General features: G+C 66.4%; 15 protein-coding genes and 1 riboswitch. Of the genes, 11 read left to right on the top strand and 4 right to left on the bottom strand.

The genetic code is table 11. The features are described from left to right. Positions 1-91 precede the first annotated feature (91 nt). From VGQ44_06895 to VGQ44_06880, 4 genes are all read left to right on the top strand, one after another. Positions 92-1,684 carry an amidase family protein gene (locus tag VGQ44_06895; protein HEV8446527.1) on the top strand — a complete coding sequence of 531 codons (1,593 nt, stop codon included), beginning with the start codon at positions 92-94 and terminating at the stop codon, positions 1,682-1,684. A 192-nt stretch (positions 1,685-1,876) separates the two neighbouring features. Further along, on the top strand, positions 1,877-3,520 hold the full coding sequence (locus VGQ44_06890) for a family 10 glycosylhydrolase (protein HEV8446526.1): 1,644 nt from the start codon (positions 1,877-1,879) through the stop codon (positions 3,518-3,520). Between the two features lie 32 nt (positions 3,521-3,552). Next, positions 3,553-6,909 carry a glycosyl hydrolase gene (locus tag VGQ44_06885; GenBank protein ID HEV8446525.1) on the top strand — a complete coding sequence of 1,119 codons (3,357 nt, stop codon included), beginning with the start codon at positions 3,553-3,555 and terminating at the stop codon, positions 6,907-6,909. Next, entirely contained in the window at positions 6,906-7,922 is a 1,017-nt protein-coding gene (locus VGQ44_06880; GenBank protein ID HEV8446524.1) for an NAD(P)H-quinone oxidoreductase, read from the top strand. Before VGQ44_06885 ends, VGQ44_06880 begins: the two co-directional genes overlap by 4 nt. 265 nt (positions 7,923-8,187) lie before the next feature. Here the strand turns inward: VGQ44_06880 and VGQ44_06875 are convergent, their stop codons facing one another. Further along, positions 8,188-10,290, bottom strand: a complete 2,103-nt coding sequence (locus VGQ44_06875; protein ID HEV8446523.1) for a TonB-dependent receptor — start codon at positions 10,288-10,290, stop codon at positions 8,188-8,190. Further along, a riboswitch (TPP riboswitch) is annotated at positions 10,281-10,382 on the bottom strand. It overlaps the preceding gene by 10 nt. A gap of 131 nt (positions 10,383-10,513) precedes the next feature. Here VGQ44_06875 and VGQ44_06870 point away from each other — a divergent pair. After that, positions 10,514-10,984, top strand: coding sequence for a YMGG-like glycine zipper-containing protein (locus VGQ44_06870; GenBank protein ID HEV8446522.1), 471 nt, complete (start codon positions 10,514-10,516; stop codon positions 10,982-10,984). A gap of 76 nt (positions 10,985-11,060) precedes the next feature. After that, on the top strand, positions 11,061-11,282 hold the full coding sequence (infA, locus tag VGQ44_06865) for a translation initiation factor IF-1 (protein ID HEV8446521.1): 222 nt from the start codon (positions 11,061-11,063) through the stop codon (positions 11,280-11,282). 45 nt (positions 11,283-11,327) lie between these two features. Here the strand turns inward: infA and VGQ44_06860 are convergent, their stop codons facing one another. Further along, positions 11,328-13,790 (bottom strand): SMP-30/gluconolactonase/LRE family protein, encoded by a 2,463-nt coding sequence (locus tag VGQ44_06860; protein HEV8446520.1) that lies wholly within the window; start codon positions 13,788-13,790, stop codon positions 11,328-11,330. A gap of 153 nt (positions 13,791-13,943) precedes the next feature. On the opposite strand from VGQ44_06860, the gene VGQ44_06855 reads away from it, so the two are divergent. Then, entirely contained in the window at positions 13,944-15,047 is a 1,104-nt protein-coding gene (locus VGQ44_06855) for a hypothetical protein (GenBank protein ID HEV8446519.1), read from the top strand. Between the two features lie 182 nt (positions 15,048-15,229). Here the strand turns inward: VGQ44_06855 and VGQ44_06850 are convergent, their stop codons facing one another. Then, on the bottom strand, positions 15,230-16,261 hold the full coding sequence (locus tag VGQ44_06850; protein HEV8446518.1) for an L-threonylcarbamoyladenylate synthase: 1,032 nt from the start codon (positions 16,259-16,261) through the stop codon (positions 15,230-15,232). Positions 16,262-16,349: 88 nt separating this feature from the next. Between VGQ44_06850 and VGQ44_06845 the strand changes: the two genes are divergently transcribed. From VGQ44_06845 to VGQ44_06835, 3 genes are read left to right on the top strand one after another with little or no spacing between them, the layout of a single operon-like run. Beyond that, on the top strand, positions 16,350-19,616 hold the full coding sequence (locus VGQ44_06845) for a S41 family peptidase (GenBank protein ID HEV8446517.1): 3,267 nt from the start codon (positions 16,350-16,352) through the stop codon (positions 19,614-19,616). Positions 19,617-19,641: 25 nt separating this feature from the next. Then, positions 19,642-20,280 carry a nicotinamide riboside transporter PnuC gene (pnuC, locus tag VGQ44_06840; protein ID HEV8446516.1) on the top strand — a complete coding sequence of 213 codons (639 nt, stop codon included), beginning with the start codon at positions 19,642-19,644 and terminating at the stop codon, positions 20,278-20,280. Beyond that, a complete protein-coding gene (locus VGQ44_06835) occupies positions 20,277-20,834 on the top strand; it encodes an ATP-binding protein (GenBank protein HEV8446515.1) in 558 nt (185 codons plus the stop codon). The genes pnuC and VGQ44_06835 overlap by 4 nt, the downstream gene beginning before the upstream one ends. Here VGQ44_06835 and VGQ44_06830 read toward each other — a convergent pair. Continuing rightward, entirely contained in the window at positions 20,781-22,148 is a 1,368-nt protein-coding gene (locus VGQ44_06830; protein ID HEV8446514.1) for an MATE family efflux transporter, read from the bottom strand. The two genes, VGQ44_06835 and VGQ44_06830, sit on opposite strands and share 54 nt — an antisense overlap. Between VGQ44_06830 and VGQ44_06825 the strand changes: the two genes are divergently transcribed. Then, the coding region (locus VGQ44_06825) for a hypothetical protein (protein HEV8446513.1) at positions 22,134-22,909 on the top strand (776 nt) is incomplete at its 3' end. The two genes, VGQ44_06830 and VGQ44_06825, sit on opposite strands and share 15 nt — an antisense overlap.

The following is a 22,909-nucleotide window of genomic DNA, read 5'->3' as shown; positions in this document are numbered from 1 at the left end:
AGTCGTCACGCCCACCGCGGTGAGGGTTCTCTCGGGGGCGATCCCCGGGTACAATCCCGGCGATCCGAACGTCCACAGGAATCGGTGCACCATGAATGCTCGGCCACTGCTCGCCGGCGCGCTCGCTGTCGTCTCATCCATGGTTCCAGCCGCGTCGCCCGCGCAGCGACCCTTTCGCGTCGACGAGACGACGATCGCGGACGTCCACGCGGCAATGCGAAGCGGAGGGTTGACCTGTCACGCGCTCGTGCAGGCGTACCTCGACCGAATCGCGGCGTACGACAAACAGGGACCGGCGATCAACGCGATCACGGTCGTCAATCCCGATGCGCTGGCCACGGCCGATTCGTTGGACCGGCGCTTCGCCGCGAACCGCCAGTTCGTCGGACCGCTTCACTGCATCCCGATGATCGTCAAGGACAATTTCCAGACGATCGGGCTGCAGACGGCGGCGGGGAATCTCGCGCTCAAAGGGTACGCGCCGGCGAAGGACGCGTTTCAGGTGCGCCGCATCAAGGAGGCCGGCGCGATCGTGTTAGCAAAGTCTAACATGGCGGAATTCGCGTTCAGTCCCATCGAGACCGTGAACTCCGTGCTGCCGGGATACACGAAGAACCCGTACGCCCTGGACCGCGTGACCGCGGGGTCGTCGGGCGGGACCGCCGCGGCCGTCGCCGCTGACCTCGGAGAAGTCGGGCTCGGGACCGACACCGGAAACTCGATCCGCGGACCGAGCTCGCACCAGTCGCTCGTCGGCATCCGATCGACGATGGGGCTCACGAGCCGAGCCGGCATCGCGCCACTCAGTTTGTTCGCCGACATCGCGGGGCCGATGGCGAGGAGCGTCGCAGACGCCGTCGCCGTCCTTCAAGTCGTGGCCGGCTACGACCCCGACGATCCGGCCACCGCGGCCGTGAGGAACAAGCAACTGCCGAACTATGCGGCGGCGCTGGTACGAGGCGGTCTCAAGGGCGCACGGATCGGCATTCTTCGGCAGGCGTTCGAAGGTCCGACGGTCGATCCCGAAGTGCGGTCTGTTTTCGAGCGAGCCGTGAAGGACCTGCGAGCCGCCGGGGCGACGGTCCTCGACACGGTGACGATCACCGAGCTCGACTCGATCCGCCGGTCGAACCGCGGCGGATGCAACCCGTTCAAGTTCGAGTTCAACGCGTGGCTCGCCGAACAAGGCGATCGCGCTCCCGTCCACGACCTGCACGCCATCGTCACGAGTCGACGATATCATCCTTCGGTGCAGGTCCGGCTGCTGGACGCCGACTCGGTGAAGTTGCCGCCGGACTCCGTACCAGGATGTCAGGGGCGCCAGCGCGTGCGCGACGGGCTGCGTGAGGCGGTGGCTCGCACGATGGACCGGCTTCAGCTCGACGCCTTGATCTATCCGACGTGGAGCAACCCGCCGAGGCTGATCGGCGATCTCAACACGCCGGCCGGCGACAACAGCCAAGTGTTTTCCCCGACGACGGGAAATCCAGCGATCACCGTCCCGATGGGCTATACGCGAAACAACACGCTGCCGGCCGGCATGACGTTCTTCGGCCGCGCGTTCGACGAGGAACGATTGATCAAACTGGTGTACGACTACGAGCAAGCGACGAAATGGCGACGCGAACCGACGTCGACGCCGCCGCTCGGGTCATCGGGTGGGGGTGGTGACGACAAGCGGTAGTCTGAAAAGCGGCGCGGGGAGCGGCCGCAACAGCCTGCTCCCCGCGCATCCTGCTCTCCCCTACCGTGACGATCCGCGCCCCACCTTCAGCCGCTCGCGCGGTCTCCCTCTCGCGGTATCGCCGGCTCTTTATAGAGCACTGTTCGTGCCAGGGTTCCGCGAGCGCGGCGATCCTTGCTTATGTTGCACGCGATGCTCACCCGGTCCCTCGTCATCGTTCACGCGGCCCTGTCCGCGTCGTTGGCCGCCGCACAGGTCGCTCCCTCCGGCGCGCCGCCGGCGAATACCTCTGCGTCAGCGCCACCACTCGCGCCGCCGCCCGCGGTACCGCGCGAGTTTCGCGCGGCGTGGGTGACGCCGATCTACGATCGCGGTTTCCGCGATTGGCCGTCGAAGCCGGGACTCTCGCCGGACGCGCAGCGTGCGGAGCTCATCGCACTGCTCGACGACGCAGCGGCGATCGGATTGAACGCGGTGATTCTCCACGTCCGCCTCGCGAGCGACGCATTCTACCCGACGAAGTACGCGCCCTGGTCGCCGCTCCTCTCGGGACAGTCGGGCGTCGGTCCGTCGCCGTCATACGATCCGCTCGCGTTTGCCGTGTCAGCGGCGCACGCACGCGGGCTGCAACTGCACGCATGGTTCAACCCGTTCCGCGCAATACTTCCGGGCGTGCCCGGCAAGCCGGCCTCGACGCACGTCACACGACAGCATCCGGACTGGATCGTGAAGTACGGAAAGCAGACGTGGATCGATCCGGGCAACCCAGCGGCGCGCAAGTACGTGCTCGAGACGATTCTCGACGTCGCTCGCCGCTACGACGTCGACGGCATCCACATCGACGACTACTTCTATCCGTATCGCGAGACGCGCACGTACACCCGCCGAGTGAAGAAGAAGCGCATCCGCGTCACCGAAGAGATCAACTTCGCCGACGGGCGCTCATGGAAGCGGTACGGGGCGGGGCACGGGTTCGGCGACCGCGACTCATGGCGCCGCGCCAACATCGACGACTTCGTGCAGTCGCTCTACAAGAGCGTGAAAGCGATCAAGCCGGCGATGATCGTCGGCATCAGTCCGTTCGGCATCTGGCGACCGGGATCGCCCGCCGGCATCACAGGACTCGACTCCTTCAGCGAGATCTATGCTGACTCGCGGCGCTGGCTCAACCAGGGCTGGGTCGACTACATCGCGCCGCAACTCTACTGGCAGGTCGACGGCGCGCAGGATCGCTTCCGAGCGCTCGACTCGTGGTGGCGCACCGAGAATCCCATGCACCGGTTCGTCTGGCCCGGCCTCTACACGTCGAAAGTCTACGGTGGATTCGACAGCTGGCCGATCGACGAAATCGAAACACAGATCACGACCATTCGCGATGCACGCGCCGGCTCGGCTGATCCACCCGGTCATGTACACTTCCGCCTGAGTGCGTTGCTTGCGGACAACGAACGTCTCGCGCGCAGTCTCGCGCGAGACTATGCGCAGCGGGCGTTGGTGCCCGCTTTCACGTGGCTCGGCGCCGCCGCGCCGCCGTCCCCATCGCTAGCGACCACGCCCTCCGCGCCCACGGTGACGGTGATTTCGAACGCCGCCGCCGCCGCCCCGCCCCGGTGGTGGCTCGTTCAGGTGCGCGGCGCGGGGGGCGTTTGGACGACGAAGCTCCAGCCCGGCGCCGCCACCCAAATCGCCGTCGATTCGATGTCGAGCTCGAACCCGAACGAGATCGCGGTGACGGCGATCAGCGCGACCGGCGTCGAGAGCGAACCGGCGGTCGTCGCATGGCCGCCGACCGGGAACGCGGCCGCGCCTCCGGCGCGAAACAGGCGACGACGATAGAATCTCACTGGTCCACAACTGACCGTTCCAACATGGCCCACCGATTCGCTCCCCTCGCAGTCGCTGGACTCTCCCTCGTGTTTCTCGCGGCCTCGGCGGCCGCGCCATGCGCGATCATCGCGGCGCAGCGAGCGCCGGCGCGCGAGGCGACGCTCGGTCTGCTCGATTCGTCACGATACGCGGCAGCCGCGCGCGAGCTGCGCGGCCTTCGCTGGCGGCTCGTCGGCCCCTTCAGGGGCGGACGCGCAGTCGCCGTCGTCGGCGACCCGACCAAGCGCGACGTGTTCTACTTCGGCGCCGTGGATGGCGGAGTGTGGAAGACGATCAACGGCGGCGCGAGCTGGAACAACACGACCGACGGCGTTTCGTCGATCGCGAGCGTCGGCGCGATCGCCATCGCGCCGTCCGATCCGAACGTCGTCTACGCGGGCGGCGGTGAAGCCGATTTGCGCGAAGATTGGACGTACGGCGACGGCATGTATCGCTCCACCGATGCCGGAAAGTCGTGGACGCACCTCGGCCTCGACGATGCGCGGCACATCTCGCGGATCGTCGTGGATCCACGAGACCCCGATCGCGTGTTCGTCGCGGCGCTCGGACACGCCAGCGGTAAGAACAGCACCCGCGGCGTCTATCGCTCGACCGACGGCGGCAAAACCTGGCAGCGCGTGCTCTTCACGAACGACTCGACGGGTGCCGCCGAGATCGAGATGGATCCGTCGAATCCGCGAATCCTTTTCGCCGCGCTCTGGCACATGCAGCGCACGCCGTGGGGATTCACGGCCGGGAACGGAAGTCTATGGAAGACGGCGGACGGTGGCGACACGTGGCGTGACATCAGCGGCGCGCCGGGCATTCCCAAGAATCCGCTCGGCCGCATCGGCATGTCGGTGTCGCGCGCGAACCCGCAGCGTGTCTACGCGACGATCGAGTGTCCGCCGGAGGACTCGACGGGCGGCATCTTCCGAAGCGATGACGACGGCGCGACGTGGCAGCGCACGAACGGCGACCAGAAATGGATGGTGCGGCCGTGGTACTACGGTGAGATCACCGCCGACCCGGCCGACACGAACACCGTGTACGTGATGAACCTGTCGACCTGGAAGTCGACCGACGGCGGCCGCACGTTCACGCGATTGCGGCTTCCGCACGGCGACACGCACGCGCTGTGGATCGACCCGAAGGATTCACGCCGGATGATCAGCGGCAACGACGGCGGCGCGACGATCAGCTTCGACGGGGGCTCGAACTGGTCCTCGATCATGAACCAGCCGACGGCTCAGTTCTATCACGTCGCGACGGACGACCAGTGGCCGTATCGCATCTACGGCGCGCAGCAGGACAACACGACGGTGTCGATTGTGAGCCGCTCCGACAACGGCGTGATCGACGAATCGGACTGGTGGCCGGTGGGTGGCGGAGAATCGGGCTACATCGCACCGAAGCCCGGCAATCCGAACGTCGTCATCGCCGGGACGTACACCGGCACGATGACGCGCTACGACGTGAAGACGAAGCAGACGAAGGACATCTCGGTCTGGCTGAACAACTACGACGGGTGGCCGGCGCGCGACGTGCCGAATCGCTTCCAGTGGACGTACCCGATCGTCTACTCGACGCACGACCCACGCGTGCTGTACTCGTCGGCGAACAGAATCTTCAAGTCCACCGACGACGGTGACAGTTGGCAGCCGATCAGCCCCGATCTGACGCGCCACGATCCGACGACGCTCGGCCCCGCCGGCGGCCCGATCACCTACGACATGACCGGCACCGAGTGGTACGCGTCGGTGTTCGCGCTCGCCGAGTCGCCGCGCTCCGGCGACATCCTCTGGGCCGGATCGGACGACGGACTGATTCACGTCACGCGCGACCGGGGCACGACATGGGCGAACGTGACGCCGGCGGCGATGGCGAGGTTTACGCGCGTCTCGATCGTCGAGCCGTCGCACTTCGATCCGGCGACGGCGTACGTAGCGGCGAACCGCTACCAACTCGACGACTTCAAACCATACCTGTACAAGACCTCGGATTTCGGCCGCACCTGGACCGCGATCAACACGGGCATTCCCGACGGCGCGTACACGCGAAGCATTCGAGAGGACCCGGTGCGTCGCGGCCTGCTGTACGCCGGCACGGAGACGGGCGTCTACTACTCGAGCGACGACGGCGCGCACTGGGAACCGCTGCAGCTCAACCTGCCGCGCGCGTCCGTTCGCGATCTGAAGGTGCAGGGCAGCGATCTCATCGCCGCGACGCACGGCCGGGCGATGTGGGTGCTCGACGACGTGTCGCCGCTGCGGACGCTGGCGGACAGTGTGCGCCGCGCGGCCATCCATCTGTTCACGCCTGATACGGCGACTCGATTCGCCGCCGGGCACTTCCGTACGACGACCGACGGCGAGAATCCGCCGGCTGGCGTGATCGTGGACTACTGGCTCTCCTCTGCGGCGGGAGGGCTCGATCCGCGCGACAGCTTGCGGCTCGAATTCCTCGACGCGAGCGGAAAGGTGATTCGCCATTTCTCGAGCGCGGCGCCGCCCGACTCGGTCAAGTCCGCCGCATTCGCTCGCATGGGCGCGGACTCCGCTCACGCACAGGGCACGAGCCCCGGAAAGCAGCCGACCGACACGATGTCGCTCAAGGTGCGCGGCTCGCGCGAGCTGCTGAACGACACGCTGGCGTTCGCGCCCAGCGACTCCATCGTGACGGCGCGAGCCGGCTTGAATCGGTTCGTGTGGGACCTGCGGTATCCCGCGACGCGCGAGGCGAAGGACGTCGTCAACGACGAGGGGTCGACGCTGGGGCCGGTGGCCGCGCCGGGTACATACACCGTACGGCTCATCGGCAAAGGGCGGACGCTCACGAGCACGGTCGCCGTGCGCGGCGACCCGAGACTGACCACGACCCAGGCCGACTACGACGCGCAGCTCGCGCTCGCGCTCGCGGTCCAGACGAAGACGAACGAAGTCTCCGACGCCGCCAAACGCATCCTCGAGCTCGAGCACGCGCTGGACGATCGCGTCGCGGCGGCGAAGGGGCAGTCCTACGAGAAGCGCGTCGCCGACGCCGCCAAGCCGATCCATGCGACGCTGGAAACGATTCGCGACTCGCTGGTCGAGATCCACTCGCACGCCGACGAGATCACGCTCCATTACCCGATTCGCTATTACAACATGCTGCTGTCGCTCGCGGGGATGGTGCAGAGCGCCGACGCGGGTCCGACGAAACAGGAAAGCGCGATCCTGCAGGATCTCCGCCCCAAGATCGACGCGCATCTCGCGAAGCTCCGATCGGTCGAAGGGACGGACGTCGCATCGTTCAACGCCCTGCTCAAAGAACTGAACGTTCCGGCGATCCCCGGGCCGCCGCCGGTCATCGTCCCGTGAGTGACGCAACGGTTCCGCCGGTGATGCGCGCCGTCGTCATCACGCGCCCCGGCGGCCCCGAAGTGCTCGAGGTGCAGGAGCGGCCGACGCCGAAGCCGGGCCGCGGCCAGGTTCTCGTGCGCGTTCGCACGTCGGCGCTCAATCGCGCGGATCTATTGCAACGCGAGGGCCGCTATCCCGCGCCGCCCGGCGCGCCGGCCGACATTCCCGGCTTGGAGTTCGCCGGAGAGGTCGCCGCGCTCGGTGACGATGGCGGCGCGTGGACGGTCGGCGCACGAGTGTTCGGGATTACCGCCGGCGGGGGCCACGCCGAGTTTCTCGTCGTCGACTCGGGCTGCGCGTCGCCCATCCCACGGCAGCTCTCGTGGACCGACGCGGGCGCGATCCCCGAAGCGTTCATGACCGCGCACGACGCGCTCGTGACACAGGCTCAGGTCGCGAGCGGAGAAAGCGTCTTGATTCATGCCGTGGGAAGCGGCGTCGGCCTCGCCGCGACGCAAGTCGCGCGCGCGTGGCAGGCGACGCCGTACGGCACGGCGCGCACGGCCGACAAGATCGAGCGAGCCCGCGGGCTCGGACTGGAGGACGGAATCGTCGTTGCCGGCGACCCGGAAGCGATCGTCGCGCAGGTCGAGCAGTGGACCGGCGGCAAGGGTGTGCCGGTCGTGCTCGATCTCGTCGGCGGCGACTATGTCGGCGCGAACATCCGCGCCGCGTCATCGAAGGGCCGCATCATGATCATCGGCACAGTGGCCGGCCGCACCGCGTCGATCCCCGTCGGCATGGTCCTCGGCAAGCGTCTCACGCTGATCGGCACCGTTCTGCGCTCACGCTCCGTCGACGAGAAGCGCGCGGTGACCGCCGCGTTCACGCGCGACATCGTCCCCCTCGTGGCCTCCGGGACGCTCCGTCCGACGATCGACACGGTCCTCGACCTCGCCGACGTCGCCAAAGCCCACGAGCGGCTCGCCGGCAACGCGACGTTCGGCAAAGTCGTCTTGCGCGTGTCGTGATCCTGGTTCGTTAAGCAGGATCTATGATTTTGGAACTGAACGCGGATGTCGCGGAAGAACAGCCGGATGTGCGCGGAAACAACAAGATCAAGAACCAGTCTCGTTCGACCGGATGCGTCGGTGAATCGGCTTGTGTCCACGAATCAATTGTCGATGCGGCATTAGGGACGAGAATTTATCCGCAGTAACGGACACGCGTACTTAAGGGTTGTTCAAAGCTCTTTGCAGGTTCCGCGTAAATCCGGCCGTTCTTCCGCCAAATCGTTCAAAAATCGAGCTTTAACGTCACGAAGAAGTTGCGCGGGGGCAGGACGTAGAAGTCGGGGACGCCGTCGCCGGCGTAGCCGCTCCCGTACTTCTTGCCGTCGAGCAGGTTGTTGATCCGGCCGACGAGCTCGTACTGCTTCACGTGCCACGACACACTCGCGTCGACGTTGAACGACGCCGGGAGGACGTAGAGCGGGTCGTCGGTGTTCTGAAGGAACGATCGGGCCGTGTAGCGCGTCTCGAGCGCCAGCCAGAGATTCTCGCTCGGGGCGAACGCGGCGCGCTCGTAGGTCATGAAACGCGGGGTCAGAAGCGGCTGCACGTCGTGGTACGTCAGCGGCGTGTCGCCGGTCGAGTCGGTGTAGTCGCGAATGCGGTTCGTGCTCGCGGAGACGTTGGCCGTCAAGAGCCAGTGCGCGATTCCGCGATACGTGACGTCGCCTTCGATCCCGCGGCGGTAGCTCGAGGCGACGTTCTCGCGCAGCGGATTCCCGATGTAGCTGAGCTGCCCGATCGGCGCGATCTCGTTGCGGAAGTTCATCGAGTAGATGTTCGCCTGCGCGTCGATCGTGCGCGTGCGAAACGTCGTGCCCAACTCGAGGTCGTGCACGGTCTCCGGCTTCACGCGATGCAGATCGCCGACGAAAGCGACGTTGGACGTGTCCAGATTGTCGAAGCCGGCGAGCATGTCGCCGCGGGCCGGCTCTCGCGTGTTGGCGCCGTACGACACGTAGAGCGAGGTCGACCGGTTGACGACGTGAGTGACGCCGACCTTCGGGTTCACGAACGTCCACGCGATCGACTCGGTCGGGATGTCGGCGTGCGCGTCGGGTAGGTAGCGCCACTCCGCGTGCCGCACCTGCAGGTCGCCGAACAGCGTCGTGCGTCCGGCCGTGTACCCGAGCTTCGTGAATCCGCTCACGTCGCCCTTGTGTCCCGTGTTGAAGTACAACGGATTCTGGAGATCGGGATGCTGGAAGGCGAAGTGGTCGCGCGAATAGTCGTTCGCGTTCGCGCCGACGTCGACGCTCAAGCCGTTGCGGCGCAGACTCCAGTCGCTCGTCACGCCGTACCACACGAAATCGAGATTGAACTGCGTGAGCGGCGCGAGCTGCACGTCGTAGTCGCCGCTCGCCGAAATTCGATACGCGGTCGTCGTGAGCGACGACGCGGCAGTGAACAGGCGCGTATACGACAGCGCCGCGATCCGCTCCCCGAATCCGTCGCGCTCTTCCGGCGTCAGCGGATTGATTCGCCGGTTCGTGTCGAGATCCGTGACCGGAACCGCGAGATACGCCATCGTGTCGCGCATCGTCCCCGTGGTGGCCGTGACCTTCACGATGTCACGGTCGCCGAAATACCCCGCGCTGAGAAACGCCGATTTGCCCTCGACACCCGAGTGATAGCGGTAGCCGTCGGTCTTCAGATCGGAGACGCGAACGTAGAGCGCGAGACGATCGCTGGTGAGGCCGCTGCGATACTCCGCGCTCCCGCGCTTCGAGCCGAACGATCCGCCCTCGAGCTGCAATTCCGCGCCGCGCTGTCCGCCGAAGATCGGCAACGATTCCATGTTGATCGATCCGGCGTACGCCGCGGTCCCGTTGCTGCTCGTGCCGACACCACGCTGCACCTGCACGGAGCCGAGGCTGTTGGCGAGATCCGGAAAGTCGGCGAAATAGAGGACCTGGTCCTCGGGATCGTTCAGCGGGATGCCGTCGAGCGTCAGGTTGATGCGCGACTGGTCGATGCCGCGCAGCCTGATGTAGCTGTACCCCCAGTAGTTCCCCGTCTCGGCGTACGACGTGAGGGACGGCGCCGCACCTTGCAACAGCAACGGCACATCCTGGCCGAAGTAGCGCGGCGCGAGGTCCTGCGAGGTCAACGTCTTTTGCGAGATGATCGCCGCGCCCGACCCGCGAAGCGCCGAGATCATTACGCGCTCGAGACGTTGAACCCGGCTCGAGTCGCGACGAGCGGTGTCGGAGGGGACTGAGGCGGAGCGCTGCTGCGAGACGAGCAGGCTGGGCACGAGCAGAACGGCGAGCGGCACCATGGCCGCTCGGGAGCGACGCCGACGCGTCGCGCGAGCATGGAAGATCATGTCTGACTCCCTACGCCGGTATTAGCCGGATCAGGTTCTACGGGACTCTCTCAGCCTGCGCCCTTCGTGGGCAGGCACCCCGGTCAGCGACAAAAGCTAATCGGCCGGCGAAAAAGCGCGATCCGTGACCCGCGTCACCCGGCACATGCGATCCGATCGCTCAGCTGGCACATCCTCTGCCCTCTAGGCAGACGCGAGCGTGAACAAACGACAGGGGGATCGTATGAAACGCATGACTCCGATGTTGATCATGTCGGCGTTCGTGCTGTCGATAGCGGGACTCGGCTGCAAGGGGAACCAGAACGCGGCCGCCGATACGTCGCTCAACCGCGACCTGGCCCTCGCCGCCCATCAACGAGATTCGCTCGACAGCATTTCCGCGATCGAGAGCCAGCGGATGCGCGCGGCCCCGTCGGGTGGCAACGCATACCAAACGACTCACACGCGCTCGAGCGTCGGGCATTCGTCGAGCGCGGCCGGTGAGGTCCGGAGTTCGCGCAGCGCGCCCGCGCCGAGCGAGCGAGTGGAAAAGCACACGCAGCGTGACGCCGCGATCGGTGCCGCCGCCGGGGCCGTGATCGGCGCGACCGCGAGCCGCAGCAAAGTCAAAGGTGGTCTGATCGGCGCGGCCGTCGGCGGAATCGTCGGCGCGGTGATCGGGAACAACGTCGACAAGACGAAGAAGAAGCCGTGACGGACTCGTCTTACCGGGCTTCTCGGACCCTCCTATTATTCAGGCCGTCCGAGGCCGCCCCGAATCTCGAGGTTTCATGGCGAAGGAAGAACCGATACAACTGGAAGGGCAGGTTACGGAGGTCCTCCCGAACGCGACGTTTCGTGTGGAGCTGACCAACGGTCACAACGTGCTGGCCACACTCGGCGGCAACATGCGCCGTTTTCGCATTCGTGTATTGCAGGGCGATCGCGTCACGATCGAAGTCTCGCCGTACGATCTGACGCGCGGGCGAATCATCTTCCGCCACAAGACGTGATGCGACGTCGCGCCGACGCGCGACGCGATCACAATCTCGACTCGACTACCGCGCGCCGCCGAGCTTGAGCTCGCGGGCCGAAACGCGATGCGTGCCGGGATACGGCACGTTCGGGCCCTTGAGGGTCCGCCACAAAATGTGGTTGAAGAGCGCCTCGTCCGCGGCGTCCTCGATGTCGAGGTCGAGCCGAGCCGATTCGCGCGCTCCGCGCGTCCCCGACGGATTCATTTCGTCGAGCGACTGGGCCGGCGTGAGCGCGCTGTAGGCACGCAGGTCCGGCGACTCGGCCCAAATGTCGCGCAACGGCCGTCCGAAGTAATCGAACTGCGACATCGAGCCGAGTCCGATGATCTCTTCGATCGTGCGTAACACGTCGGTCGTGTTGGCGAATCGATGGATCGTTCCGGGGCGGCTGTAGGCGGAGATGACGAGCAGCGGCGAGCGATGCACGTCGACGTGATCCGCACCGTTCTGCGCGTCGTCCTCGAGCACGAACACGACGGTGTTCTTCCAGAATGGCGACTTGGACAGCGCCTCGATCATGCGACCGAGGGCGAGGTCGTTGTCCGCGTAGGCGGCGCGCGGCGACGGCCGTCCCGCCATCGCGCCCGACGTGTGGTCGTTCGGAAGCCGCACGGTCTCGAGCGTCGGCATCACGCCGCTCGCCGTGAACTGTTTCAGCTCGTCGATCCAGACATCGGCGCGATGCTGGTCCTTGATCTGGAGGTCGAATCCCGGATAGAGCGGATTCGTGTGCGCGCGCAGAAACGGCTTGTTGCCCCGATAGCCGGGCGGCAAATCGTCGGGCGACGCGTTGCGCGACGGCACGACGAATTCCCCGTAGTTGCGATAGGTGATGCCTTTCTTCTCCGCCAGATTCCAGAGGTAGCCGCTCGCCGGCTCAGCGGCGTCGTCGTCGGGAATTCTGCCGCGGTTCGTGCCCTCGTAGTCATACGATCGGCCGCGCCCCGAATAGTTCGACGGCACCGTTTTCTCGAGATAGTCGGTCGCGTACGCGGCCATCGACCAATTGTGGCCGTCGGGGCTCACTTCGGCGTTGACGAAGAAACGGTCGAAGAGCCCGAAGCGATCGGCGAGCGCGTGGTGGTTCACCGAGAGCGCGCGCGGGAAGAACACGAGGCTCGAGTCGCCGTCGCCCTTGGTGTCGTCGCCGAACACCTGATCGTAGGTGCGGTTCTCCTTGACGATGTAGATCACGTGCTCGAAGGGCGGGTACTTCGAGCGGACGGCGCCCCGCGTCCATCCGTTGGCTGACGCGACTCGCGCCGTGTATCGCGACAGCGGCTCGCCGGTCGTCTCCGACAACGGCACCTTCATCACCGCGCCGATGATCGTGTTGAGAGAATACTCATCGGTGCGGCCGACCTCCGGATTCGGACCCTTCGGGTTGGGAACCGATCCGCGTCCTTTGCCGCTCGCGACCTCGAGTTGGTCGCCGACCACGAGCAGCGACGACGGATACCAGCCGGCCGGAATTCGTCCGGCCAGTTTGTCGTCGCCGGATGCCGTCGCGACGCCGGACGCGCTCGACGACAGGTTGAATACCGCCACGGCGTTCGCGTCCGCCTCGGCCACGAAGAGGCGAGTGCCGTCCGCCGACAGCGCGAGGCCATTCGGCGTCGCGCCCTCGCCGGGTCCGGCGGGCGGCGGATCGAGCAAGCGAGTGACGACCTTCTTCGATTTGGTATCGAGAACCGCCACCTGGTCGGTGCTACCCGACGCGATGAACAGACGGCCGCCGTCGCCGCTCAGCAGCAGCGCGGACGGGTGTCGCGCGACAGGAATGCGTCCCGCATCGCGCAACGACCCGTCAGCTGCGCGCTGGAACTCAGACACCGTGTTGCCGCCCCACGCCGAGACGTAGACTGTGCCGCGAGCGTCCACGACGACGTCGTATGGATACCGCTCCGTGGCGAGCCGCTGAACGACCGCTCCGGTGGCGGCGTCGATCGCGGAGAGTGAATCGGTGAGATTCTCGGCGACGTACAGCGTGCGACCGTCCGGCGACACCGCGATGCCCGCCGGATAGCGAACGGTCTCGCGCGGCCGCCGCACGCCGAGCCTGATGCTGTCCCGCAGCGAGGCGCGTCCGTCGCGCCAGTCGTAGCGGTAGATGACGTTGTCGTTCCCGCCCGACGAGTAGAGCGTGCGTCGGTCCGGCGAGAAGGCGAGACCGACGAACGCCGAGCCCTGCGGCAGCTCTTGCACGACTTGGCCGCTCGCGACGTCGATGATTTGCACGCCCTGTTTCGCGTAGCCGCCGAGTGACACCGCGACGCGATTGCCTTCGGGCGTCAAGCGCATCGTCAACGCCATTGGTCCGATCGGCGAGAGCGACGCCGCCGGGTCGAGCCGCACACCGGTGGGGAGTCGAGAGCCGAGCTTCGTGAACGACGAATCGCCGGAGCGTAACGACTCCGGTCCATGTTGCTTGCACGAGACCGCGAGCGTCGAAAGCACGACAACGGCGAAGATCGAGCGGCGCATAGTGGGTGGGGGATTCAATTGACTCCAACAGGCGGGGCGGATTCGTCACGCCACCGGAAAAAGCTGAGACGCATTAACATACTGCACGATCGACGGCTCGCGTCACGCCGGGGCCGACTCCCACCACGGCCCTGCTTCCTCGACAGATCGCACATGCTCAACGTCAGCGCCCGCGTCCGCTGGGCGCATGCCGCAGGTTTTTTCACGGCCTTCGTCCTCGCGGGTGTGGGAGGAGGCTGGCGTTCGGCGAGCGCGCAGGATTCGGTCATCGCGCGCGTCGCTCTGGTGCCGCCCGAGATCCACGGCTTCATCCAGACGTACTACCGCTCCGGCGATCCCACGACGACGGACGGGTTTCGACTGCGTAAAGCCGATCTGAAATTCAACGGCCAGATGTCGCCGCATGTGCGCTGGCGGATCGGTTTCGACGCCGCCAAAGCGCTCGCCCTCGTGCTGGCCAACGGTGACACGATCGATGCCAAAGCACTGACGGCGGCGAGCGCGGACGAGCGGTCGCGGATGCTGCAAGACGCCGCCATCACCTGGGTGCAGAGCAAGTCGTTCAGCGCGGACGTCGGCCAACAGATCATCCCCCTGTCGCTCGAGGGGACGATTCCAACGTCGTCGGTCGAAACGATCGAGCGGGCGATGTTCATCGTCGAGCGCTCGCGCGCCACCGGACTCGGCGACGTTCGCGACGCCGGCGCGTCGGCGAACGGGTTTACGCCGGTGGGCATCGAGTACCACGGCGGCGTGTTCAACGGAACGGGCGACGACGTCGGCATCATCGACGGCAATGCCCAGAAGGCCGTCGTCGGCCGCGTCGCCTACCACATCCTTCTCGTCCCCGAGCTGGAGTTCGGCGGCTCGGGCGCGTACGAGCCCGGCGTATTCGCGCAGCGCCGCGAGCGTGCCGGGTCGGAGGTTCAGTATCGCGACGCTCGATTCACGCTTCGCGCCGAGACGATGTCGGCGCGCGACGGTGGCCTTCACCGGTTCGGCTGGTATACGCTCGGCGCGTTTCGGCCGAACAACCTCCTTCAGTTCGTGACGCGATTCGATTCGTGGGACCGAGACCTCGAGCATGAGACGGGTCTCACGGACGGCCTCGAGCGACAACTGACCGTTGGAGCCAGCTGCCAACTCGATGGATCCGTCGCCAAGTTCGCGGTCAACGTGATTCGACAGACGTTTCCCAACGTCCTCTCGCCGCCGGCGGCGACGTTCGTGCTGGTTGCGTTTCAGAGCGTGTTCTAGGCGCGATCAATTCGGCGAGATGAACAGGCGGATCTTTTTCGCACGCCGAGGCTTCGAGACGAAGAGAAGGGCCTTCGCAGTTTCCGTTTTTGCTCTTCAGTCCCACCCGTTTTGCCTTTCAGTTTACCCGTGTCTCCGAATGGCACGACAAAACGCTCGGCGAGACGGCGTTCGAAGAGCGATCAGCGGTGCTGCGCGCGGTTGAGGCGGTCGAGAATGGCGGTCCACTCTGGGTTTTCCGGCGGCCTCTCGACAACGATGACGTCGACACCGGCCTCGTCGAGCTCGTGAAGCGCGGCGTACAGCGATGCCGCGTAGCGCGTGGGATCGTCGCCGAGGACAATCACGCGCCGCGTTCCCGTTGACGGAATTGCCTCGGTAATCAGAATCGCGCCGACGCGCCGGTCGGCACTCTCCTCCGCGTCGAACAGCCGACCCAGGTTCGCTCGCGTGCGAAGGACGAGCGCGGCCCGCGGGGCGTAGTGCAGGTGGAGCATGCCGGGAGATCGTCGCGGCGCATCCCCGGCGTCGGGAGAAGGCGATGGCTCATGCGGGCGAAACTCGACGATGTGTCGCCCTTGTCCGAGCTTGCCGAGGACGCGTTCCAGGTCATCGCGCGTGATCATTCCGGGGCGGAGCACAGACGGGAGATCGACGGTCAGGTCGACCACCGTGGATTCGATACCGACGGTGGTCGCGCCTGCGTCGAGGATGAGATCGACCGCGTCGCCGAGCGATTTTTCGACGTGCGATCCCGTGGTCGGTGACACTCCAGTCGATCGGTTCGCGCTTGGCGCGGCAATGGGGATGCCCGCGGCCAGCAGAAGCGCCCGCGCGACGGGATGAGAGGGCACTCGAACCGCCACAGTGTCCAGACCGGCTGTCACGCTCAAAGGAACTTCAGGACGCTTCGGAAGGACGAGCGTCAATGGTCCGGGCCAGAATGCGCGAGCCAGGCGCTCGGCACTGTCGGGCCACACAGCAACGACGTCGCGCGCGTGGTCGGCGTCCGCGACGTGTACGATCAGCGGATTGAACAGCGGCCGCCCCTTTGCGGCGAAGATTCGATCGACGGCGGCGGGATCGAGGGCGTCGGCGCCGAGTCCGTAAACTGTCTCGGTCGGGAAGGCCACGAGGCCTCCGCGGCGAAGGATGTCGGCGGCGCGGGCGATGATCGTCTCGTCGGGGCGCTGCGGATCGACGCGTTGCAACATTGCGAACAGAAACCTAGCGTCCGCCCTTCCGCGACCTGCCGGTGCGCGCACTATGTTGGAGGCACTTCTCTTTCGCCGAGCGCGTCCGATGGCAGTCTCCATCTCGTCCCCGGTCAATCTTTTCTGTGGCGCAGGGCTTCTGATCGCGGCGCTCCCCCACGCGCCCGCGGAGAAAACCGCGCCCGTGACGCCGCTGTCGGCGATGTCCGAGCCGTCGCTCTCGCCGGACCGGCGCGAGATCGCGTTCGTGTCGGGTGGTGACATCTGGACGGTTCCGGCCGGCGGCGGTGAAGCGAGGCTGTTGGTGTCGCATCCGGCGTACGATTCACGACCTCTCTATTCGCCGGACGGAACCAAACTCGCGTTCATGTCGACGCGCACGGGGAACGGCGACATCTACGTGCTCACGCTGGCGACGGGTCGCCTGGATCGCGTGACGTTCGACGACGTGTCGGAACAGCTCGACGCGTGGTCGCGAGACGGCAAATGGATCTACTTCTCGTCCGGCAGTCAGGACGTGAACGGGATGAATGACATTTTCCGCGTGAACGCGACCGGCGGCACGCCGATGGCCGTGAGCGCGGACCGGTTCACGCAGGAGTACTGGTCCGCGCCGTCGCCGGCCGATGCGAACACCATCGCATTCACAGGGACAGGTCGCACCTCGACGGATTGGTGGCGGAAGGGGCACAGCCACATCGACGAAAGCCAGATCTGGCTCGTGCATTTGAGCGGCGAATCTCCGCGTTACGAAGCGGTGACGAAGGACGACGCGCGCGACGCATGGCCGATGTGGAGCGCCGACGCGAAAGCGCTCTACTACGTGTCCGACAAGAGCGGCAGCGAGAACATCTGGACGGCATCGGCGAGCGGCGGTGGGGCCGCGAAGGCCGTCACGTCCTTCACCGACGGCCGCGTGATCTGGCCGACGATCGCATACGACGGCAAAGCGATCGTCTTCGAGCGCGACTTCGGCATCTGGTCGCTGGACGTCGCGACGGGCAAGGCAACCCGCGTTCCGATCACGCTGCGCGGCGCCGCGACGGCGCCGATCGTCGAGCATCAAGTGCTCGCGCAAGGTTTTCAATCGCTCGCGCTCTCGCCCGACGGCAAGAAGGTGGCGTTCGTGGCGCACGGCGACGTCTTCGCCGCTTCGGCGCGCGACGGCGGTGAGGCCGCGCGCATCACGACGACTCCGGAGCTCGAGCTCCAGCTGGCATGGGCGCCGGACAGCCGGCGCCTGGCCTACGTGTCGAGCCGCGACGGGTCGGCGCACCTATTCGTGTACGACTTCGGCACCCGCACCGAAACGAAGCTCACCGACGGTCCGCTGGACGACGTTTCGCCCGCCTGGTCTCCAGACGGCAGGTCGATCGCGTTCGACCGCGGTGGGAAGGAGCTCCGCGTGATCGACGTCGCGACGAAGCAAGACCGCGTTGTCGCCGCCGGGCAGCTCGATCGTCCGCCGTTCTTGTCGGAGCGTCAGATCGCGTGGTCGCCCGACGGCCAATGGATCGCCTATCTCAACGTGGGCGCCGGTCAGTTCCAGAATCCGAACATCGCCTCCGTGAACGGCGGCGGCGGAAAGCCCATTTCGTTCTTGTCGAATGCGTTCGGCAATTCGATTGCGTGGAGCCCCGACGGTACGTACCTACTGTTCGATTCATCGCAGCGCACGGAACAGGCCGTGCTCGCGCGCGTGGATTTGGTGCCGAGGACGCCCCAGTTCCGGGAGGATCAATTCCGCGAGCTGTTCGCGCCGACGCGTCCGGGAACGCCCGTTCAACCGGCGCCGCAGCCCGCGCCGCCGCAGCGTGACAGCGCGACGCTGCGCAGCGATTCGGCCCGGGGCGCGGCGAAAAAATCGACGCGGGTCGTGTTCGATGACATCCGGCGGCGGATCAGCTTCCTGCCGATCGGCGTGGATGTGCGCACGGTCGTCATCAGCCCCGACGGCAAGACGGCGCTTTTGAACGCGGCCGCCGCGGGACAGGCGAACCTGTACACGTTCTCGCTCGACGAATTGGCGAGTGGACCCGCCGTTGCGCGCCAGCTCACGTCCACGCCCGGATTCAAGCAGAACGCGCAGTTCAGCCCGGACGGCAAAGAGGTCTACTACCTCGAGAACGGACGGCTGGCCGCGATCAACGTCGATTCGCGCGCCGTGCGAACGATCGCGGTTTCGGCCGACCTCGATATCGATTTCGCGCGTGAGAAGCTCGCCGTTTTCCACGAGGCATGGAGCATTCTCGCCGGCAACTTCTTCGAGCCGCACATGAACGGCGTGGACTGGCCCGCCGTCGAGAAGCGGTACGAGCCGTACGCCGCCGGCGCGCAGAGCACCGAGGATCTCCGGCGCATCATGAAGCTCATGGTCGGCGAGCTGAACGCCTCACACTCCGGCGTGAACGGTCCGAGCTTCTCGCCGCAGCCCAACGTCGGCCGGCTCGGCCTTCGCTTTGATCGCGCCGAATACGAGCAACGCGGCAAGCTGCGCATCGTCGAAGTGTTGAACTTGAGCCCCGCCGCCCTCGCCGACGTCACGCCGGGTGACTACATCCAGTCCGTCGATGGCGTACGGGTCGACGGCTCCGTCAATCTCGATTCGCTGTTGTTGTACAAGACGAACCGGCGCGTCGAGATCGCGGTGAGCCGCACGGCGGACGGCGCCGGCGCGCGCACGATCGCGATTCGGCCGATCAACCTCGCGACCGAGCGCGGTCTCGTCTACCGCGATTGGGTCGAGAGCCGCCGCGCGTACGTCGCGAAGATGAGCGGCGGAACGCTCGGTTACGTCCACATGCAGGACATGGGCGCCGGCTCGCTTCAGCAGTTGTACGTCGACCTCGACACCGAGAACCGCGACAAACAGGGCGTCGTCGTCGACATTCGCAACAACAACGGCGGCTTCGTGAATCCCTACGCGATCGACGTCTTCGCGCGGCGCGGCTACCTGCAGTTCACGCCACGCGATTTCGGCACCGGCGGCGGCCGGTCGGTCGTCGGGCAGCGTTCCCTCGAGAAGCCGACGGCACTCGTCACCAACATGCACTCGCTGTCCGACGCGGAAGATTTTACGGAGGGCTATCGCTCGCTCAAGCTCGGGCCGGTGGTCGGCGAACCGACGGCCGGCTGGATCATCTTTACCTCGGACTTCGGCCTGCTCGATGGATCGTCGTCGGTCCGCGTGCCCTTCGAGCGAATCACCGACGCGGCGGGCAAGGACATGGAAATGCATCCGCGCGCGGTCGACGTTCTCGTGCGGCGGCCCGTGGGTGAGAGCTACACCGGCCGCGATTCACAGCTCGACGCCGCGGTGAAGGCGCTCCTCGACCGGGCCGGCGCCAAGCAATGAAGCGCGTTGGTCTGGGAAATTGACGATGGGTGCGTTTTGCGCGTGGCTCACGGCGCACGGCTCGAGCTGTCTCGAGCTGGTCGCCGTCATCTTCGGCGTCGTGAGCGTGCTCCTCAGCGTCAAAGAGCACATTTGGAGCTGGCCCACCGCGCTGGTGAACGTCGCGCTGTACTTCGCGCTGTTCCAATCGGCCGGTCTCTACTCCGACATGGGACTGCAGGTCGTCTACTTCGCATTGTCGCTCTACGGTTGGTACGAGTGGCTGTACGGGGGCAAAGGACGTACGACGCTCAAGGTCTCGAGGACGCCGGCTCGACTCTGGGGAATCCTGACGGGAATCGGTGTCGCCACCTGGGCGATCCTCGGCGCATCCACGTCGCACCTTTCGGGCGTGGCCTTGCCTTACGTCGACGCCGCGACGACCACGACGAGCCTCGTGGCGCAGTACCTGATGACGCGCAAGATGCTCGAGAACTGGACGCTCTGGATCGTCGTCGACGTCGTCTACATCGGGATGTTCATCTTCAAGGGCCTCTACCTCACCGCGGGCAACTACGCGATCTACCTGATCCTCGCCGTGATGGGGCACATCGCATGGAAGAAGTCGCTCGCGAGCCGCGGCGATTCTTTGGCGGTGCCGGCGTCGGAGACCGCGACGGCGTGACGGTGCGCGTCGTCGTCACCGGCTCGGAGTCCACCGGCAAGACGACGCTCGCCGAGCAAGTGGCGCGGCACTATCGCGCCGAGCTCGTGCCGGAGTTCGTGCGCGAATTTGCCGCGGCGCGACACGGCGTTATCGAATTCTCCGATCACGGTCCGATCGCGCGCGGACAGATGTCGCTCGAGGACGCCGCGATCGCGCGCGGCAACTCGATGGTCGTGCAGGACACCGACCTGCTCAGCACCGTCGTCTACTGCGAGCACTATTTCGGCAAATGTCCGGCGTGGATCGCGGAAGCGGCGCGACAACGTGCTCCCGACCTCTACCTTCTGTGCGAGATCGACGTGCCGTGGATCGCGGATGGCATTCGCGACCGCGGCCACATGCGCGAGGAGATGCAGCGCCTCTTTCGCGCCGCCGTATACAACTCCGGCGCGCCCGTCGCCGCGATGACCGGCAACCGCACCGAGCGGTTCGAGCGCGCCGCCGAGGCGATCGACGCCCTACTGCTCGCGAACGCGGCCGACCGACTGCGCGAAGACGACCCGAATTCGTAGAAAGAGAAAAATCGCCACGCCGGCGAGCGACACGACGAATCCCCACCACAGCCCCGCGGCGCCCAGTGAAGTGCGAAATCCGAGATACGCGCTCACGGGAACGCCGAACAGCCAATAGCTGGCGAGCATCGTCACGAGCGGCGCCTTCGTGTCGCCGGCGCCGCGCAACACGCCCGCGCCGACCGCCTGTCCGCCGTCGAACATTTGAAAGACGCCGGCAATCGGAATAAGCGTCGACGCGAGCGCGATGACGCGGACGTCCGGAGTGAACGCGGCGGCCAGGAGGTGCGGCACCCAGATGAACGCGATCGCGGTGATCGCCATGAAACCCACGCCGCACAGATACGACGCGCGGATGGCCGCCCGTGCGCGGGGCATGTCCGCCGCTCCGATTGCCCGCCCTACGCGCACCGCGGTCGCCGAGCCGACGCCGAGCGGCACCATGAAGGTGAACGCCGCGAGCGTGATCGCGACTTGGTGCGCCGCCATCTCGATCGTTCCGAGCACACCCATGAGCAAACCGATCGCGCCGAACGCCGCCGCCTCGAGCCCTTGCTGCGCCCCGATTGGCAGGCCGATACGAAGCATCTGCGAGAGGGCCGGCCAGGAGCCAATCTCGTCTCGAACCGGGAACATCAACGGCCGCAGCTCGCGCCACGCGCCGGCCAGCAGGAGCAGCAGCATCAGCCATCGGCTGATCGCCGTGGCGATGGCGCTTCCCGCCGCGCCCAGCGCAGGACTCCCGAAGTGTCCGTACACGAAAACCCAGTTGAAGCCCGCGTTCGACAGGTTGGCGACGATCACCGTCCACACGATCGGCGCGACGCGGTGCATCGCCTGCAAGCTCTGTCGCAGCACCACGAACACGAGATATGGCGCCAGCCCGATGAGCGAGATTCTCAAATACGTCGACGCGTCGGGGACGATCTCGGGCGGCTGCCGGAGGGTGGTCAGCACCGTCGGTGCCGGCGCGATGCACAGCGCGCAGAGTACGCAGAATCCCGCCGCGATGATCAAGCCGCGCTGCATCGCCCGCGCGACCGACTCCGACTCGCCCGCGCCGACGGCCTGCGCGACGATCGGGTCAAGCGCCATCAGGCTGCCCGTCGCCAGAATCGTCACGTTGAAGTAGTAAAGATTCCCCAACGCCACCGCGGCGAGCACGCGCGCCGAGACTCGGCCGACCATGAGCGTGTCGACGACGCCCATGAGCATGAAGCCGAGCTGCACCAGCACGACGGGCACCGCGAGAGCGACGGTCGCCCGCAGTTCATCGGCGCCAACACTACTTTTCGCCGAATGCGGATTCTCCATCTCGTCACGCTAGCGACGCTGTTCGCCGTGCGCGACTCCTCTGCGCAGAGCATCGAGGCGGGCGCGCAGTTGGTGCCCGTGGCGACACGCGCCGACCCGACCGCGACGCGCGCCGATCTGACCGAGGGCTACCTCGCGCAGCCGATCGCGATGGCGCACGCCAAGTGGGGATCGCTCCGCGGGATCGGGACGCTGAATCTCGAGGGACTCACCATGCAGCGCGGGGAGCTGGTCACCGGCGCGTCCGGTGAAGGCTTCGTCGACCGGCGGCATCCGCACGCGTACATCCACGAGCTGCTGGCTGGGGTGGAGTTTCCGAAGGACGGAACCGCGCAACGTCCGCCCTTCGACGCGTCACTCTTCTTTGGACGCGGGTTTGCTCCGTTCGGCAGCGACGACCCGATGACGCGCCCCTTCGAGAAGTACCCGGTGAACCACCACCTCGGCCAGATCTTGGAGCGCGTTCTCCTCGTGGGCGCGGTCCGCTACGGTCCGGTCATCGGCGAGGTGGGCGTGTTCAACGGCGACGAGCCGACCGGGCCGGGTGCCGCGCCGAATTGGGGACGGTTTGGCGACTCGTGGTCGTCGCGTCTCACGCTTCTGCCGCTGCCGCACACCGAATTGAGCGGCAGCATCGCGCACGTGACCTCTCCGGAGATCCGCGCCGGCCACGGGCTCGATCAACAGAAGTACAGTCTCGTCGCGCGATACGATTTCGACCACGACAACGGCTCGCGCCAGTACGCGCTCGTCGAGTGGGC

Source organism: Gemmatimonadaceae bacterium (assembly GCA_036003045.1).
Classification (GTDB): domain Bacteria; phylum Gemmatimonadota; class Gemmatimonadetes; order Gemmatimonadales; family Gemmatimonadaceae; genus JAQBQB01.
The sequence above is the reverse complement of the archived record's forward strand: the minus strand, read 5'-3'. Positions and strand labels throughout refer to the sequence as shown.

Coding starts and splice junctions, on each gene's coding strand:
- VGQ44_06895 (HEV8446527.1), top strand. CDS start 92: ATGAATGCTCGGCCACTGCTCGCCGGCGCGCTCGCTGTCGTCTCATCC.
- VGQ44_06890 (HEV8446526.1), top strand. CDS start 1,877: ATGCTCACCCGGTCCCTCGTCATCGTTCACGCGGCCCTGTCCGCGTCG.
- VGQ44_06885 (HEV8446525.1), top strand. CDS start 3,553: ATGGCCCACCGATTCGCTCCCCTCGCAGTCGCTGGACTCTCCCTCGTG.
- VGQ44_06875 (HEV8446523.1), bottom strand. CDS start 10,290: ATGATCTTCCATGCTCGCGCGACGCGTCGGCGTCGCTCCCGAGCGGCC.
- VGQ44_06870 (HEV8446522.1), top strand. CDS start 10,514: ATGAAACGCATGACTCCGATGTTGATCATGTCGGCGTTCGTGCTGTCG.
- infA (HEV8446521.1), top strand. CDS start 11,061: ATGGCGAAGGAAGAACCGATACAACTGGAAGGGCAGGTTACGGAGGTC.
- VGQ44_06860 (HEV8446520.1), bottom strand. CDS start 13,790: ATGCGCCGCTCGATCTTCGCCGTTGTCGTGCTTTCGACGCTCGCGGTC.
- VGQ44_06855 (HEV8446519.1), top strand. CDS start 13,944: ATGCTCAACGTCAGCGCCCGCGTCCGCTGGGCGCATGCCGCAGGTTTT.
- VGQ44_06850 (HEV8446518.1), bottom strand. CDS start 16,261: ATGTTGCAACGCGTCGATCCGCAGCGCCCCGACGAGACGATCATCGCC.
- VGQ44_06845 (HEV8446517.1), top strand. CDS start 16,350: ATGGCAGTCTCCATCTCGTCCCCGGTCAATCTTTTCTGTGGCGCAGGG.
- pnuC (HEV8446516.1), top strand. CDS start 19,642: ATGGGTGCGTTTTGCGCGTGGCTCACGGCGCACGGCTCGAGCTGTCTC.
- VGQ44_06830 (HEV8446514.1), bottom strand. CDS start 22,148: ATGGAGAATCCGCATTCGGCGAAAAGTAGTGTTGGCGCCGATGAACTG.